The organism is Mycobacterium sp. E3251 (genome assembly GCF_001666835.1).
Classification (GTDB): Bacteria; Actinomycetota; Actinomycetes; order Mycobacteriales; family Mycobacteriaceae; genus Mycobacterium.
The window spans coordinates 20,789-36,391 of record NZ_LZJF01000125.1; the positions used below are offsets into that span (position 1 = coordinate 20,789).

General features: G+C 60.3%; 16 protein-coding genes. 12 read left to right on the top strand and 4 right to left on the bottom strand.

The features are described 5' to 3' along the window. Window positions 1-35 precede the first annotated feature (35 nt). The 7 genes from A5697_RS15665 to A5697_RS15695 all read left to right on the top strand — a co-directional run bounded on the left by A5697_RS15665 (window position 36) and on the right by A5697_RS15695 (window position 6,973). Window positions 36-905 carry an NAD(P)-dependent oxidoreductase gene (locus A5697_RS15665; protein WP_067944653.1) on the top strand — a complete coding sequence of 290 codons (870 nt, stop codon included), beginning with the start codon at window positions 36-38 and terminating at the stop codon, window positions 903-905. Then, complete coding sequence (locus A5697_RS15670; protein WP_067944654.1) at window positions 902-1,849, top strand: ATP-grasp domain-containing protein; 948 nt, start codon at window positions 902-904, stop codon at window positions 1,847-1,849. The genes A5697_RS15665 and A5697_RS15670 overlap by 4 nt, the downstream gene beginning before the upstream one ends. After that, window positions 1,843-2,556, top strand: coding sequence for an HAD family hydrolase (locus tag A5697_RS15675; protein ID WP_067944655.1), 714 nt, complete (start codon window positions 1,843-1,845; stop codon window positions 2,554-2,556). Before A5697_RS15670 ends, A5697_RS15675 begins: the two co-directional genes overlap by 7 nt. 8 nt (window positions 2,557-2,564) lie before the next feature. Then, entirely contained in the window at window positions 2,565-3,494 is a 930-nt protein-coding gene (locus A5697_RS15680; protein ID WP_067944656.1) for a methyltransferase domain-containing protein, read from the top strand. A 196-nt stretch (window positions 3,495-3,690) separates the two neighbouring features. Further along, entirely contained in the window at window positions 3,691-4,851 is a 1,161-nt protein-coding gene (gene rffA, locus A5697_RS15685) for a dTDP-4-amino-4,6-dideoxygalactose transaminase (RefSeq protein ID WP_197501019.1), read from the top strand. A gap of 57 nt (window positions 4,852-4,908) precedes the next feature. After that, window positions 4,909-5,526 (top strand): bifunctional 2-polyprenyl-6-hydroxyphenol methylase/3-demethylubiquinol 3-O-methyltransferase UbiG, encoded by a 618-nt coding sequence (locus tag A5697_RS15690; RefSeq protein WP_067944657.1) that lies wholly within the window; start codon window positions 4,909-4,911, stop codon window positions 5,524-5,526. 154 nt (window positions 5,527-5,680) lie between these two features. Beyond that, the gene (locus A5697_RS15695; RefSeq protein ID WP_067944658.1) at window positions 5,681-6,973 is read left to right on the top strand and encodes a hypothetical protein; all 1,293 of its coding nucleotides are present in this window, start codon (window positions 5,681-5,683) and stop codon (window positions 6,971-6,973) included. 11 nt (window positions 6,974-6,984) lie between these two features. On the opposite strand, the gene A5697_RS15700 is transcribed toward A5697_RS15695, so the two are convergent. From A5697_RS15700 to A5697_RS15715, 4 genes are read right to left on the bottom strand one after another with little or no spacing between them, the layout of a single operon-like run. Beyond that, window positions 6,985-8,232: a DegT/DnrJ/EryC1/StrS aminotransferase family protein gene (locus A5697_RS15700; protein ID WP_067944659.1), complete on the bottom strand. Its 1,248-nt coding sequence runs from the start codon at window positions 8,230-8,232 to the stop codon at window positions 6,985-6,987. 7 nt (window positions 8,233-8,239) lie between these two features. Next, window positions 8,240-9,826, bottom strand: coding sequence for a GMC oxidoreductase (locus tag A5697_RS15705; protein ID WP_082953422.1), 1,587 nt, complete (start codon window positions 9,824-9,826; stop codon window positions 8,240-8,242). Continuing rightward, window positions 9,823-10,302, bottom strand: coding sequence for an acyltransferase (locus A5697_RS28650; RefSeq protein WP_067944661.1), 480 nt, complete (start codon window positions 10,300-10,302; stop codon window positions 9,823-9,825). The genes A5697_RS15705 and A5697_RS28650 overlap by 4 nt, the downstream gene beginning before the upstream one ends. Before the next feature lie 2 nt (window positions 10,303-10,304). Beyond that, window positions 10,305-10,928 (bottom strand): hypothetical protein, encoded by a 624-nt coding sequence (locus A5697_RS15715; protein ID WP_067944662.1) that lies wholly within the window; start codon window positions 10,926-10,928, stop codon window positions 10,305-10,307. Between A5697_RS15715 and A5697_RS27795 the strand changes: the two genes are divergently transcribed. The 5 genes from A5697_RS27795 to A5697_RS15730 form a co-directional block, all read left to right on the top strand. Then, window positions 10,927-11,304, top strand: a complete 378-nt coding sequence (locus A5697_RS27795; protein ID WP_156673317.1) for a hypothetical protein — start codon at window positions 10,927-10,929, stop codon at window positions 11,302-11,304. The two genes, A5697_RS15715 and A5697_RS27795, sit on opposite strands and share 2 nt — an antisense overlap. A gap of 241 nt (window positions 11,305-11,545) precedes the next feature. After that, on the top strand, window positions 11,546-12,898 hold the full coding sequence (locus A5697_RS15720; protein WP_231972080.1) for a UDP-glucose/GDP-mannose dehydrogenase family protein: 1,353 nt from the start codon (window positions 11,546-11,548) through the stop codon (window positions 12,896-12,898). 12 nt (window positions 12,899-12,910) lie between these two features. Beyond that, entirely contained in the window at window positions 12,911-13,552 is a 642-nt protein-coding gene (locus A5697_RS27265) for a methyltransferase domain-containing protein (RefSeq protein ID WP_082953423.1), read from the top strand. Next, window positions 13,549-14,544: a methyltransferase type 11 gene (locus A5697_RS15725; protein WP_231972081.1), complete on the top strand. Its 996-nt coding sequence runs from the start codon at window positions 13,549-13,551 to the stop codon at window positions 14,542-14,544. The genes A5697_RS27265 and A5697_RS15725 overlap by 4 nt, the downstream gene beginning before the upstream one ends. Window positions 14,545-14,662: 118 nt before the next feature. Continuing rightward, the coding region (locus A5697_RS15730) for a glycosyltransferase (RefSeq protein WP_156673318.1) at window positions 14,663-15,603 on the top strand (941 nt) is incomplete at its 3' end.

Sequence of the window (15,603 nt, forward strand, 5' to 3'; positions counted from 1 at the left end):
ATGAGTCGGGGCCTTAGCTCTTATCGTTGTCTCGCATGTCGGGCATGATCGAGCCGATCCTGGTGACCGGCGCTTCCGGCTTCGTCGGAAGGCATGTGACCGGTCTGCTTCGCTCCCGCGGCGCGCAGGTAGTGACGCATGCGCGGCGCGCCGGGCCGGAAATTGATTGGGTCGCCGACCTAGCAGATCCGGAGGCCTTCTTGGACCCGATGCGGTTCGATGTCGCCGCTGTTGTCCATTGCGCGGCGGCAATTCCCGCACGATCCGACAAGTTTGATCGCGACAACGCAATAGCCAGTGCAACGCTTGCTGCGTCCCTGTCCACAGCTGAATCGCTGAGGCGTATCGTCAATCTATCGAGTGTTGCTGTTTATCAGCCGCCAGCTACTGGTCGGTGGATAATCGGCGAGGACGCTCCTTCCGACGGAAACGGCGCGTATGCCGGCAGCAAGCGAGCCGCCGAACGCAGTCTTGATGCGGTCGGGCGCGACAATCCGGGCATCGCGATTACGCACCTGCGCGCCTCGTCGATCTACGGACCCGGAATGGTTCGCACGACCCTGCTTCCCGTGCTCGTTGCAAGGGCTTTGCGGAACGAGCCTTTGCTGCTGCGCGGACCGCGACCCTACTTTCAGAACTTCATCCACGTTGCCGATGTCGCGGAACTAGCGGTTGCACTGATCGAGGAGGACCGCATTCCCACTGTCGTGAACGCCTTTTCGGACGATACCTACGAGCTCGCCGCGCTCGCAGAGCTCATTCGCAGCAAGCTCGGCAGCTCTAGCAAAATTATTGATGAGAGCTACGCCGCAGGAAGGCCACTGCCAGTGTTCTTGAATCGGATCGCCAAGCGGCTACATCCGTCGTTCCGTAGCCTGGCAGACCATCTTGTCGACGCCTCATGACCCTGCGTGTGGCGGTCACCGGCGTCAGCGGCGACGCCGGGCGTGGTGCGGTCAGCGGCCTGCGCCGCAATCCACCCGGGGCCGAGCCAATCTGGATCCTTGGACTCGATGCCAGCGCACACGTGGTAACTGACGTGGACGAGTGCATGCAGCTTCCGCTTATAACCCAGTCCGGTTACCCGGATGCTTTGAGGACTGCGCTAACCCGACATCAGATAGAGGTCTTACTGCCGTGTATCGACGCGGAGATCGCGGTCCTGTCGGCCGCTCGTGGAATGCTCGCCCAGTCCGAGTGCAACGTAGTACTTGCGCCGCACGAATTGGTCGAAGCGGCCGAGGACAAGCTGCTGACTACACGATTTCTGTCGGCCCGCGGGATACGTGCACCAAACACGTGCGAGATAGGTGCGGCCGAGCAGCTAGCGTTGCCGATCGTGGCCAAGCCTCGCAGCGGCCACGGCAGCCAAGGCGTTAAGATCTTGTCCGGTCGCGCTGCACTGCGAGAATTCATCGTTGCGCCGCCGCGGAATTACTGCTTTCAGCAATATGTCGCGGGACCCGAGTTCACCGTTAGTTTCCTCTATGACTCGCAAGGCGTCATGCAGGATGCGGTCGCCATGGAACGCACGCTTGAGCAAGGCCGCACTGTCCGTGCCCGTGTCGTGGACAATCCTGACATGCGGCAATTCATTTCAACGTTCGGCGAGCGAGTTCCCGGCGTGGGGGCCGTCAACGCGCAGCTCCGATGGGACGACGAAGGACCGTCGGTGTTCGAGGTCAATGCACGGCTATCTGGATCGACCGAGATGCGCGTCGCGATTGGGTGCAACGATCCGCTCCGTCTAGCGCTGCATTTTGGGCGCGGCGACCCGATAACACGCGCCCGCCCACGAATCGCCACCGTCCACCGGCGCGGCAGCGACCTGCGGGTTGATCCATGCTGACCGCGGCAGCTGCGATCGCCGAATGCCAAGCCGTCATCTTCGACTGTGCAGGAACGCTTTTGCGCCTCGATCCGCCGTCCGAGGAGATCTTCCGGGATTCCGCGGCTGAATTGGGCCTCGACATCGCAATGGCCGATGTCGCGCGCGCCTACGAAATCGTCAATTTTGCCATCCAGATCAAGAGCAGCGAACTGACGACCAAAGCCAAAAGGGAGGAATTCTACGCCGGGTTCAACAGATCGCTGTGCGCAGCGCTGGGGATAGATCGGTCATACGATCGGCTGCATCCGTTGCTGCTGGCGCGATTCGCGACGAGGCGACACTGGATTGCTTACGACGACGCGGCCAGCGCCTTAACAGCGGTCGGAGCGCGCATCCCGGTCCATGCCCTAGCCAACTGGGATCGCCACCTCGACCACGTGCTGGTGCGCGCCGGACTACGTCGCTTGATCGTTGACGCCGCATCTTCAGAACAACTTGGCGCCGAGAAGCCGGCGCGGGCATGTTTTGAGGCCTTTCTCGAGCGCAATGCTCTCGACGCTTCCCGGGTGGTGTACGTGGGTAATGAGTACGTCGCAGACGTGGTTGGTGCGCGGAATGCTGGTTTGACGCCGATTTTGGTCGATCGCGGCAATCTTTTGCCATACGCTGACTGCCTGCGCGTCCAGAGCTTGCGGGAACTGACGGGGCCACTCGCGAACGTCTAGATGGGAGGATGAAGCCGATGGTTCAGGCGACAGGGTTCCATCGCGGCCAACGCGTCAGCGCTGCCGACATCGAAGACGCGCGCCAAATGTGTCCCGTGTGCCATTCATCCCTGCCTCGCCGCCCCGTATTCCGCGTGCAGCGTGACCCCGATATCGACATGCTGCAATGCACAGCATGTGGCGCGGCCTCCGCCTCGCATATGCCTAAACCCGAGGTCCTCGCGAACTACTATGCTGGATACTACTCGGGCGCGGCCCTGCGGCACACGCTAGATAAGCCGGAGCGCTTCGCTCGCCACGCGCTGCATGCGATGCCGGACCTTTATGGCTCTAAGTCGCTGCGCATCCTCGATTTCGGCGGCGGTGACGGCTCACTAGCGATAGCGATCGCGAAGTCGCTCCAATCCCGGGGAAATTCAGCATCGATCATCACTATTGATGTGGTCGACTACAGCGAGCCGCGACGTGTAGAGGACCCGCGTATCCGGATCACCGCGCATCAGAACCTGACAACAGTCGAAGGTGGGCACGGCCTAATCCTTGCCAGTGCAATTTTCGAGCACATACCTGACGCCCATACCGCGATTCGCCAGGTCATCGCGTGTGCAGGTAAGGGCGCCTATATGTATGCCCGTACTCCATTTGTATTACCACTTACACGCGTCATGCGCTCGCTCGACATCACCTATCCAGGACACGTCCACGACATGGGCAGCGTATTCTGGGACCAATTCATGGACACTTTCGGGATAAAGGGCAAGATGCTCTCGTCGCGACCGTCGATAGTGGAGACAACGTTCGCAAGCGCTCCCGTACGGACGTTTCTTGCGTATGTTCTCAAGGCGCCGGCCTTGTTGGAACAGGCCCTGGTCCGTCGCAACCGTCCGCCGCGATGGAATCTCGTCGGTGGATGGGAGGCGGTAATGCGATTCGAATGACCCGCATAGTCGGCGCGCAATGCATACGCATCGTTTATCGTTCTTTGGGTTCTGGCCTCCCAGACTGGTGGCCCTCATCAGATCATTCATGGTCGCGCGGTCGACGCGTTGTCGCTGATGGCCTGCGTCTCCTGAACCATTCGTATCCCCTGCGGCTGCCGACACCGTCGGATGGGGTTTCGACGAGGATTGCCTAATGACCATCCGCGTCCCGTTCAACAAACCCGCCGTCGTCGGATCGGAACTGACCTACGTCGGCCAGGCGATCGCAGGCGGGCATGCCAGCGGTGACGGGCCTTTCACCAGGCGCGCCCAGGCCATGCTGGAAGAACGCTTTGGCGCCAAGCGGGTCTTATTGACCACATCCGGCACTGCCGCGCTGGAAATGGCCGCGCTGCTCTGCGACCTGCAGCCGGGCGACGAGGTGATCGTCCCGTCTTACACTTTCGTCTCGACGGCCAACGCGTTCGTCCTGAGGGGCGCCCGGCCGGTGTTCGTAGATATCAGGTCCGATACGCTCAACATCGATGAGCGACTGATCGAGCAGGCGATCACACCGCGCACCCGCGCCATCTTCCCAATTCACTACGCGGGCGTCGCCTGCGAAATGGACGCGATCATGAGTATTGCCGAGAGCCATGGCCTGTTGGTGGTCGAGGATGCGGCCCAGGGTGTGCACGCCCGTTATAGGAACCGTTGGCTGGGCACGATTGGACACTTGGGCTGCTATAGCTTTCACGAAACCAAGAATCTTTCCTGCGGCGAGGGTGGTGCGCTGGTAATCAACGATCCATCCATGGAGCAGCGTGCCGAAATCCTGCGCGAAAAGGGTACTAACCGCAGCCAATTCCTTCGCGGCCAGACTGATAAGTATACCTGGGTTGACTTGGGCTCCTCTTTTCTCCCCTCGGACATGCTCGCCGCCTTCCTAGTGGGCCAGATAGAGAACGTAGAAAAGATAACCCGACGACGCGGCGAGATATTTGACCGTTACACGACGCTGCTGACCCCGCTGGTGGAAAGCGGCCTCATTCGAATCCCTGTTATACCGCCGCATTGTTCGCCTAATTACCATATGTTCTATCTGCTGACTGCCGGTATTGAGGAGCGCACGGAGCTAATCGCGCACCTGCGTGCTGCGGGCATCCTCGCCGTTTTTCATTATGTGCCGTTGCATACCTCTCCGTTTGCGAGATCACTGGGAATACCAGAAAAGGATTTACCGAGGACGGAAGAACTTAGCGCTCGATTGTTAAGACTGCCGATGTACTTTGACCTCACCGACCACGACGTGGAGGAGGTCGCGTGCGCCGTGCTGAACTTCTACCAAAAACGCCCAAGGATTAAGACCTTATGAGCAATGAATCTTCAATCGCACACATCATCGATGTCCGCGCGACGAAGAAGCGATGACATGGCCCAAGTGACCTCGGGAATTCGAGCGGTACTTTCGCATCCACTCGTGTATGAGGCGCTCCAGCGGATTATGGGCGCAAAACGTGGACGCGAGTGGATCGTCCGCGATCTCATCCGGCCGTTCCCGGGCATGCGCATTCTCGATCTTGGCTGCGGCCCGGCAGAAATCCTCGACTCCCTTCCAGAGGATGTGGCGTATACGGGGTATGACATGAGCACGGAATATATTGCGGCGGCTGAGGCAAAATTCGGCACGCGAGGGACTTTCCATTGCCGCCTGCTAGAACAGGCGGAAGCGGCGACCCTGGAACCGTTCGACCTCGTCATGGGCATAGGCGTGCTCCACCACCTCGATGACGGCACGGCGCGGCAATTCATGACGCTGGCGAAGGCTGCATTAAAACCGGGCGGACGGCTATTGACCCTCGACGCGTGTTACGCGCCGAAGCAAAATCCCATCGCACGCTTCATCATCAGCAAAGATCGGGGTCAGCACGTGCGCAATGAAGCAGGCTACCGCGCACTGGCGGAGGGAGTTTTCACGAGCATTGCTGGCGCAGTGAGACATTGGGGGTGGCCTCCCTACACACACTGGTCAATGGAGTGCAGCTTGTGAAGGCAGGCGCCAGCCGTAAAGCTGCAAGCCCAGTATGACAAGCCAATGATCTGTTACCCGCTGACGGCGCTCATTGCCTCGGGCATCCGACTCCCCGGGGGTAGCTGTGCTCCCACGAACGATGTTTCGGCCTAACCGCCAACGTGCCGTCACGATGACTGACGGCGTAGATGCGGCCACCTCCGTCGGCCCAGTAGCAAGGGGTAGCGTCGCACGGGTCGGCACGTCGACTGTATTGACGGTTATTTGCGTTTATGCGGTCTTCTGTCTCGCGGCCCGCACCCTGTCCCCGGATCGTTTTGCCATATTTGGGGTCTTCTGGGGTGCGCTCGGCGTGGTAACTGGCGCCGCCTACGGTCTTCTTCAAGAGACAACCCGCGAGGTCCGATTAGCGCGATATACAACGACCGTCGCGGCCCCCCGTACTCGTCCACTGCTGGCCGCTGCGATGATTGGTGTCGCTACAGCCGGTGTGATTGCGGGCAGTTCACCGCTATGGAGCCCACTGGTGTTCGGCGGGGCGAACTGGCTGTCAGTAGGCCTTCTCAGCCTCGGGTTGGCCGGGTTCGGGATGCAAGCGACCCTGATGGGCGCGCTGGCCGGCTACGACCGATGGACACATTATGGGGCGCTGATGTTGACTGACGCCGTCATCCGGTTAGCTGTCGCGGTAGGCGCGGTCGTAATGGGGTGGGGCCTAAGCGGGTTCTTATCCGCCACCACCGCCGGGGCAGGGGCCTGGCTTCTCATGTTGATGGTCTCGCCCACTACTCGCGTCGCAGCCCGACGCTCCACTCCCGGCGGGCTTGCCACATTCCTGAGCGGCGCCGCTCATTCAATCACCGCCGCGGGTGCCAGCGCGATACTGGTGATGGGCTTCCCCGTACTGCTTAAGGCGACCTCGAACCAATTGGGCGAGACGGGTGGGGTGATCATTCTCGCGGTCACCTTGACCCGAGCTCCGCTTTTGGTCCCTCTAAATGCAATGCAAGGCAACCTCATTGCTCATTTCGTCGACCGGCGGACCGAACGGCTTCACGCGTTGATCGCGCCGGCGTTGATCATCGGTGGGATCGGTGGGGTCGGGGTGCTGACCGGAGGAGTGATCGGCCCCTGGCTGCTGCGTGCCGGCTTCGGTCCGGATTACAACGCCAGCGGAGCGTTACTCGCCTGGTTCACGGCGGCGGCCGTAGTCATCGCCATACTGGCGCTCACCGGAACCGCCGTGGTCGCGGCTTCACTCCACCGCGCCTACGCCCTGGGATGGGTCGGCGCGACGGTGGCGTCGACGTTGTTGCTATTGCTGCAGTTGCCGCTGGAGACGCGCACCGTGATCGCGCTGCTATGTGGTCCGTTGGTAGGAATCGCCATCCATTTGGTCGCGCTGGCGCGAGCACCCAGGCCTGGGACCACTGCTTCCCCCTCTACCGCGGCTGACCCTGCGTAAACGGTTTCCGATCACCGCGACTGGTTAAAAGCGTCGGGAATTGCGTCGATTACTTGCTTCAGAGCCGTACGGCCGAGCCGGGGGTACACGGGAACGTACATGGCGTTGTTCTTCACGCGCTCGGCGTTGGGACACTTCACTTCGTATTCCGGGTAGATTCCCAGGCCGCACACGAGCGAGAGGTTCGTCGTACCCGTATCGATTCCACGGCTTGCAAGAGCAGTCCGGAAACGCTCCGCATCGTGGGCGAACACCACGAACTGCCAGTACACGCTCCGTCCCCGATTGTCAGTTCGCGGACAGGGTTCGCCCAACTGCATCAAAGACCGACGGAGCTCCGCGGCATTCGAGATTCGCTTATTGTCTTCTCTTCCAACCTTCTCCAGCATCGCCAAGCCGACTTCAGCCTGAACCGAGGTGAATTGCTCGAAGTAGTCCGCCGGAAGCACGGTATCGGGCTTGAGGTTTTGTCGCGCTCCCGTGAGCGCTTGCGCCTTTTCCGGATTGAATTTTCCGACCAGCACCAGGATGGGTGCGACGGCCATCGTGAAGACGGGACGGCGCGTAGCGACGTTCGTGATGAGGGCATCCTTGATCTTCGCGCGAAGGCGCGCCGGTGGCGTCGGACGTAGGGAATCCTGCGCCTCCTCGAGACATTTAGCGAGCGCCGGATCATTCGTGACTGCCAGCCCGCCGCCGTAGGCGTCGAGAGTCTTGGTTTTCGAGCAGGAGTAGATGCCGACATTTCCGAACGTTCCGAGCTTCTTGCCGTTCCACGAGGCGTTCAGCGCGTGTGAGAAGTCCTCGACTACGAACAAATCGTGCTCGCGGCACACGGCCATGACTGCATCCACGTTGGGGGCCATTCCGAATAGGTAGGTAACCAGGACGGCGCGAGTATTGGGATTGATCACCTTCTTGAGTTCGTCAGGATCGAAGCAGAGCGTTTCGAGCTCGATATCGGCGAAAACCGGCTTGAGCCCGAGGCTGATCACGATGTCCATCATGGGCTTGATCGTGATAGGCGGCATGATGATCTCCGAACCCGGTTCGAAATTCTGCGCCTTCAAAGCGAAGTAGAGTGCCGTTCGTGCATACGGAAACGCGTGCGCGCTGCTCACGCCCATGTGGCGAGCGAAGGCACGTTCGAACCCCGCGACCTTGTCGTCCGCTTCACCCGCGGGCTTCCGAAACGAAGCGAAGTAGTTCCGTACGTCGAACCACACAGGGTGGTAGACGATGGTGCGCGGAATAGCCACGGAATCCTCAGTTTTCGAGTGGAGCGGTTTGGGCGATTCGAGACGCGTTCGCCATCGCGAGCAAGGCAACCGTCGTTGCGGGCACCGAAGAAAAAACGCTGCTGTCGACGACGTGGATTTGCTGCCACCCCTTCGGACGTCCAAGCAGGTCTGTGTGCATTTCGTCGCTGGGAGCCTTCATCATGGGAAGCGTACCGCCGAAGTGCCAGCCTATCGGTTTTAGTGGGTCGCCGTACATTAACGGGGTGACAGGGAAGACCCCAACCATTGACAGGAGCCGCGTGAGGCGCCGGGACCCTCTTTTCATGACGTCCGCAAAGTCCGTCGATGGCCGGGTCGTCACCGAAAGAACGCTTCGCATGCCCGCGGCTCCTGGGCTGAGGCGCAGCAGATAGGACCCTGCGAGGTCCGAATGAAAATTGCAGAGCGTGATGAGGAGTCGCCGGAGCACGAGCTTGCGGACGTGATCGAAAAGTCCGTCATTCGCTCGATAACCCAGCTTTGCCAAGATGAGCTCATTGGCCGGGCTGATCTGCGCATGAATCCAATTGTCTGAAATGGAAGGGTGTTTGAACTCGAAGAAAGCTCCCGAAAGGGTGTTCGCGATTGGCCACTCATACGCCGCGCCCCGAACGTTGACCATCGGGACAACGAAGCCTTGCGTCGTCTTCATTACCGCAGGACGGTTATAGAGTCGTTTCGACTCGAGCACGAGGCGCGTCGAGTTGAGCGCGCCGGCAGCCACGAATAGACGATTCACCACGACGCGTTCGGCGCCTGCGCTGGTCTCGCAGAAGACTTCTACTTCGTTGCCTCGCTCAGAAAATTCCATCACGGTGCGACCGGACCGGTAGTCGACTTCGTCGGCTCGAATCATCTTCTGCAGGTCTTGTTCGGCGGAGTAGATCGATCCGTAGACACATCCTGAGAGGCAGCGCCCGCAATAGACACACCCCGGACCGTCTGGACCGTCTTCGGCACGCACCGCGATGCGCGCTTGCCCGTAGGCCACATCCTTGCGGCCTTGGAAGAATCGCGAGTGGTCGAGTGTCCGCAGAAAAGATCGGATGATGGGGGACGCGGCGAGCGGCTGAGCGTCGTCTCGATAGAGAGGGAACTCGCGAGCCAGCGCGTCGTTCGTCGCGGAGAACGGCAAGCCTCGCAAGACGAGTTCGTAGTACGGATCGAGATCGCGCGCGCGAAAGGGCCACGCGCTCAGGTCACAAGGCGCGGCGGGCAGCATGGCAGCACCCCAAATCGTGCTGAAACCACCGCGTGCCATCGAGGGGCTCGGGCCGTCCTCGACCACGTCGAGCGGCGCGGTCGCTCGCGTGCCGGCGTACGGGTATTCGGACCCGAACGCGAGTCGCAGCACCTTCTTTTGCGAAATGGTGGGGTTGTGTGTGACCACGGCCAGGTCCTCGGCACTCCACTCCATCTTCCGCTGCGCGCCCATCCTGGTCACGACGGCTTGTCGGTCGGCGTCGAGCGTTTCTCCTACGTCGAGAATGATGGGACGAACGCCGCGCCGCACAAGCACCTTCGCGACGGCAATAGCTGTGTGTCCGGAACCGATAATTCCGACGGCAGTCATTGTGCGGCCTCTGCGGGTCCAGAGTCGAGGCGCTTAATATACCGCGCGGGAACGCCGCCAACCATGGTATTGGCCGGGACGTCTCGCGACACCACCGCTCCTGCCGCGACCACAGCGTTCTCGCCGATCGTGACTCCAGGCAGGATGATCGCGCCAATGCAAATCCACGCTCCATCTTCGATGATGACGGGCTTTGAGCTCAGCGGATAGGAGCGTTTTACAGGTGTGTCCGAAGGGCTGCCCATATGGGCGCTGATGATGCAACGATGAGAGATAGTGACGTGATTGCCAATTCTCACCAGTTCCGGATAATTCGTCTCGAGCTCGATGTCAAAACCCATGTAGACGTCGGTACCGATTCGAATGCCCATGAGCCGATAAAGGAAGATTCGTCCCGACGTAAAGGGGCATAGGTTTGCGAGCTTCACGCAGAAGAAGCGCCTAAAAAGCAACTTGAAAGCGAGCGATAGATTCATCGTCACAGCACCCTGCGCCTCCAGGCGACGCGGAGATGGCGCGACATGAACTCCGCCCCGACAAGGGACCACGCGTAGACGGGTCGACCGTAGCGCCGCTCGGCGATCTCGAACGGCAAGAGGTCGCTGATCGTGTACACGACCGGAAGCGGGAACCACGCCGCTTCTCGGCGACGCTTCCACGCGGCCAGCAGAATGCTGCCCATACCGTGTCCCACGCTGACGACTTTCACGCCCAAAACGCTGAGTTTCTGGCGGGAAACGGAGGAAAGCGGCCTTCCCGGGCAGAGCGCGGGCAGTCGCATGGCGAAAAAGTCGAACCAGGTGGTGCCTCCGCCGACTGAGGGTAGAAAACGCAGCCAAGAGACTCGGGCACCAAGAGAACCGGCAGCGATCCTCTGCTTGAAAATGCGCAGAAAGGCCTTGCCCCGCGCAACCTCTCCCTTCGCAGCCGCACTCCAATTTCCGAACGGCTCATGCTCGTCCAGCAGAGCGACGGCGTAATCTGGCATCGTTGTCCCCAGACGTAGCGCCAGAGCCCCTTTAGGCCGGGCGACGCGAACCCCCGTGCCATACCAGAGTTCTCGCGCGAACGTGTTTCTGTAGACCGGCACGGTTTTGTGCATGACGACGATGTTACGGACATTCCGTTGTCGCCTGCTGGAATACGCCGGAAGCAGCGGCGCTGGAACGCTCGACCTCGTCATGGGCCTCGGCGTGCTGCCCCATCTCGATGAAAGGACGGGTCGGCAACTGGCGAGATTCGCAAAGGTGGCGGTTGAGACCGGGCGGACGAACGCTCACAGTCGATCAGAGCTACACGCCAGGCAGAGCGCTATCAGACGCTTCGTCATCAGTAAAGATCGCGGCCAGCGTGTGGAAAGTGAAGCGGGCACAGCGCATTGGCACAGCGATATCTGCAACCATCGCTGGCTAATTGACGCATCAGGTGAGGATTCCCTACACACATGGGAGTGTGTGAAGGCAGGTGTCTTCCAATGACCGCTCGGGCGCGGGTTCGGCAGTCCGTCCGAAATGCCGCGTTACCAGCCAGAGGGTCCGGCGGCCGCTGCCCCCGAATTGAGCGACCGGAAGAATGTCACGGCCCTCCCGGCAGGGAGCACGAGCTGGTTGTCAAGCCGGTGACTTGGCTCACGTTCAAGTCACTCGGCGACCGAACCTTGGCATTTTTCACCGACGACTACGCAGGAATCGCGCATGCACTACATGCGCTTGCGGCAATATGGTCGGCGATCCGTCGAGCAGTGAAGGGGGCGTTTTGAAAATTTCGGTGATCGGATCCGGCTACGTCGGTCTCGTCACAGGCGCCTGCCTCGCGGACAGCGGCAACGACGTCGTCTGCGTCGATATCGACCAGGCCAAGATAGACCGGCTACTGGCGGGAGAGGTCCCAATTTACGAGCCCCGCCTGGCTGAGCTGATTCAAACGGATCGGGAGAACGGGCTTATCGACTTCACGACCGACGTGCGGCGCGGAGTCGAACACGGAGACGTGATCTTCATCGCCGTGCCAACGCCCATGGGCCAGAGCGGCGCTGCCGACCTCAGCCACGTCTATTCCGCGGCCAATGACATCGGGTGCTATCTGGACCGCTACAAGGTCGTTGTCAACAAGTCGACCGTTCCTGTCGGCACTGCCGACGAAGTCCGGGCGATCATTGGCAGGAAGACCAATCTCGAGTTCGATGTGGTGTCCAACCCCGAATTTTTAAAGCAGGGCAAAGCTGTCGCCGACTTCATGCAACCCGACCGCGTGGTGATCGGCGGCGACTCGAAGCGGGCCCTCGATACCATGCGAGAGCTCTACGAGCCTTTCCTGCGCACGTTTCATCCCCTGATTGTCATCGACATCAGGAGCGCCGAGATGGCGAAGTACGCCGCCAACTCGTTTCTCGCGACCAAGATTTCCTTCATCAACGAGATCTCGAACTTGTGTGAGAAAGCCGGTGCCGATATCTCGGCGGTCCGGGAGGCCATCGGGGCCGACAAGCGCATTGGCTATGAATTCCTATTTCCCGGGATCGGCTATGGCGGCTCTTGCTTGCCGAAAGACGTTCAGGCCCTTCTACATACCGGCGACGATCTGGGGTCGGATATGCGTCTGCTGCGTGCGGTTCAGCAGGTCAATAACGAGCAGAAGGCCGCCCTCGTATCCAAGATCGTCACCCGTTTTGGGAACGGGTCGCCCGCGCAGAATCTGCACGGCCTGCGCATCGCGCTCTGGGGACTCAGCTTCAAGCCACGGACCGACGACGTGCGAGAAGCCCCATCCCTAATCATCGCGAAGAGACTGGTCGAGCTCGGGGCACAAGTGCGGGCGTTTGATCCCGAAGGAGCCGCCAAGGCGAGAAAGGCGCTCGGGGAGTCGATCGAGTATGCCGGGAACATGTACGACGCGGTCGCGGGCGCCGACGCGTTGCTCTTGCTCACGGAGTGGAAACAGTTCCAGCGGCCGTCTTGGCAACGCGTCAAATCGGCGATGCGCGGACACGTTGTGTTCGATGGCCGAAACATCTACGACCCTGAGCGCATGCGGGACGAGGGTTTTGAGTACTACGGCATGGGTCGGATTTAGGGGAATCAGCACATGAGGTTCAGCGAACTGTCGTCGCTTTCGGTTGTCAACTTGTATGCCGGCGATCTGCCCGACATGCCGGAGTACCGCACCCGACGTCAAGTGGGACTATCCTTGAGCCAAGATGACGAGTGGCACATTCGCCACGATGTTTCAAAGCCGCTGCCGATACCCGAGGAATCCGTCGATACTTACCAGTCCGAAGATGTTTTCGAGCATGTAGAGTACGTTAAACTACCCGCCACAATTTCTGAGATATACAGAATCCTTAAGAAGGGAGGGCTCTTCAGGTTATCGCTTCCAGATTACCGGTGTGACGTTCTATACGATAGATCGGTTAAGGACCGAGCGGGCAACATCCTGTTTGACCCATCCGGAGGCGGGGAATACAAGCGCCGGCCTCCAATTTTTGGCAAGAAAAAAGTCGTGCGTGGCGGTCATGTTTGGTTCCCGAAATTTGAGACCGCTTCTCAACTCCTAAAAGATGCAAAATTTTCTTCCGTCGAGTTCCTTCACTACTATGATGAAAACGGAACTCCCCATACGAAACCCATCGACTACTCGAAAGGCTTCGTGAAGAGAACTCCGGATAATGACGAGAGGGTATCCCATCCCTTTAGGCCAATGTCCCTAGTGGTTGACTGCATCAAGTGATCAGCGAAGTGGATTGCGCCCCAGTCATCTTCATCATCTTCAACCGGCCGGACACCACCCGGCAAGTCTTCGAGAAAATCAGAGCCGCAAAGCCTAGGAAGCTTTTAGTGATCGCGGACGGGCCTCGCACGAACAGACCCGGGGAGGCCGAAAGGTGCGCGGAGACGCGCGCGATTATCGACGAAGTTGATTGGGACTGCGAAGTGCAGACCGACTTCTCGGAGACCAACCTGGGCTGCCGACTTCGCATCTCCTCAGGCATAACGTGGGCATTCGGACTGGTCGACAAAGCGATAATTCTCGAGGACGACTGCTTGCCGTCTGACTCATTCTTCCCCTACTGCGTTAACCTCCTCGATCGCTATGAGAGTGACGAGCGGGTCATGATGATCACCGGGCGCAATCACCTTTTCGGGCAGTCCGAGACGGCGGATAGCTACTACTTCTCAAGGTATCCGCACGTCTGGGGCTGGGCTACCTGGAGGCGAGCCTGGACGAAGTACGACCTCAACATGACACACTGGCCAGAGATAAGAGATAGAAGACTTTTCGACCAATACTTCCAGACGCCCGTCGAGCGTTATTACCGAGAGGCGACCCTGCAACATGTTTACGACGGGAAAATCAATACTTGGGCCTACCAGTGGTTCTACAGCATATGGGCCAACTCAGGCCTTTGCGCCCATCCTGCCCGAAACCTGGTACAGAATATTGGCTTCCATGCGGAGGCGACGCACACGACGTGGAATAGGGTTTATTCTTCGCAGGCTTCGCTGCGCGCCGAGGAGTTGAGCCTGCCCCTCACCCATCCAGCGACCCTCCTTGCGAATTCCGACAAGGACCATCTCGAGGCGAGGCTGCAGGCTGCACGATCGAGGGGACTCTTGTATGCCTTGAACAGATACGTCTCCGTGATGAAGGTCCTGGTCAAGAGAACCACCGGGCGAGGCGACTGGCCAGACCCCGGTTTGCTGGTCCGCGGTGGTGGCTGAACGCTCCCGCAGTGAGCCGCGGTTCAAACCAACAGCGAATGCCCATCCGCAAGTCGGAGGTGCAGACATAATGGCTCCGGCATCGCCTGATTACACGGCAACTGAAAGGTGGGATGTCGTGAAGTTCGCTCTGGCAAGCTACGGAACGCGCGGCGATGTCGAGCCCTCCACCGCGGTTGCGTGCGAACTGGTCCGCCGCGGACACGACGTGTGCATGGCCGTCCCGCCCAACCTGGTTCCACTGGTCGAGTCGGCCGGATTGACGGCCACTGCCTACGGGCCGGATCAGCAGGAGGGCTTTTGGGACACGGATTTCCTCGCCAAGTTATGGGACTTTCCCGAAGTTAGACGGCGGTGGCGGGAAGCCCAGGACATGCTGGTCCGGTCCTGGGCGGACATGAGCGCGACGCTGACATCGCTGTCGGAGGGTGCCGATCTCGTGTTCACCGGCCCGGGCTTTCCGGGGGTCGCGGCGGACGTGGCGGAGTATCTCAAGCTCCCGTTGGCCACGATGCACTATTTCCCGATGCGACCGAACGGCCAGCTCGCCCCGAACCTGCCGGCGCTGCTAGTCCGCTCCGCGATGGCCACGCTGGACTGGGTCCAGTGGCGGGTGACCAAGAAGGCCGAGGACGCGCAGCGCCGCGCATTCGGTCTGCCGAAGGCAAAAGGTCCCGCGCCGCAACGGATGACGGCCCGCGGCGCGTTGGAGATCCAGGCCTATGACAAAGTGTGCTTTCCCGGGCTGGCCGACGAATGGGCGAAGTGGAGCGGCCAGCGCCCCTTTGTCGGGACGCTGACCATGGAGCTGACCACGGATGTCGACGACGAGGTGTTGTCGTGGATCGCGAAGGGGACACCGCCGATTTGCTTCGGCTTTGGCAGCATGCCGGTTGCCGAATCGCCGGCCGACACGGTCGCTCTGATCGGCGCGGCGTGCGCGGAGCTGGGTGAGCGGGCGCTGGTGTGCTCCGGGTGGAGCGATTTCAGCGACGTGCCGCACTTCGACCACGTCAAGGTGGTGGGCGTGGTGAATTACACAAAGATCTTCCCGGCCTG

Bases quoted from the DNA above. Each gene is read 5' to 3' on its own strand.
- A5697_RS15665 (WP_067944653.1), top strand. From the start codon at position 36: ATGTCGGGCATGATCGAGCCGATCCTGGTGACCGGCGCTTCCGGCTTC.
- A5697_RS15670 (WP_067944654.1), top strand. From the start codon at position 902: ATGACCCTGCGTGTGGCGGTCACCGGCGTCAGCGGCGACGCCGGGCGT.
- A5697_RS15675 (WP_067944655.1), top strand. From the start codon at position 1,843: ATGCTGACCGCGGCAGCTGCGATCGCCGAATGCCAAGCCGTCATCTTC.
- A5697_RS15680 (WP_067944656.1), top strand. From the start codon at position 2,565: ATGAAGCCGATGGTTCAGGCGACAGGGTTCCATCGCGGCCAACGCGTC.
- rffA (WP_197501019.1), top strand. From the start codon at position 3,691: ATGACCATCCGCGTCCCGTTCAACAAACCCGCCGTCGTCGGATCGGAA.
- A5697_RS15690 (WP_067944657.1), top strand. From the start codon at position 4,909: ATGGCCCAAGTGACCTCGGGAATTCGAGCGGTACTTTCGCATCCACTC.
- A5697_RS15695 (WP_067944658.1), top strand. From the start codon at position 5,681: ATGACTGACGGCGTAGATGCGGCCACCTCCGTCGGCCCAGTAGCAAGG.
- A5697_RS15705 (WP_082953422.1), bottom strand. From the start codon at position 9,826: ATGACTGCCGTCGGAATTATCGGTTCCGGACACACAGCTATTGCCGTC.
- A5697_RS28650 (WP_067944661.1), bottom strand. From the start codon at position 10,302: ATGAATCTATCGCTCGCTTTCAAGTTGCTTTTTAGGCGCTTCTTCTGC.
- A5697_RS27795 (WP_156673317.1), top strand. From the start codon at position 10,927: ATGACGACGATGTTACGGACATTCCGTTGTCGCCTGCTGGAATACGCC.
- A5697_RS15715 (WP_067944662.1), bottom strand. From the start codon at position 10,928: ATGCACAAAACCGTGCCGGTCTACAGAAACACGTTCGCGCGAGAACTC.
- A5697_RS15720 (WP_231972080.1), top strand. From the start codon at position 11,546: ATGGTCGGCGATCCGTCGAGCAGTGAAGGGGGCGTTTTGAAAATTTCG.
- A5697_RS27265 (WP_082953423.1), top strand. From the start codon at position 12,911: ATGAGGTTCAGCGAACTGTCGTCGCTTTCGGTTGTCAACTTGTATGCC.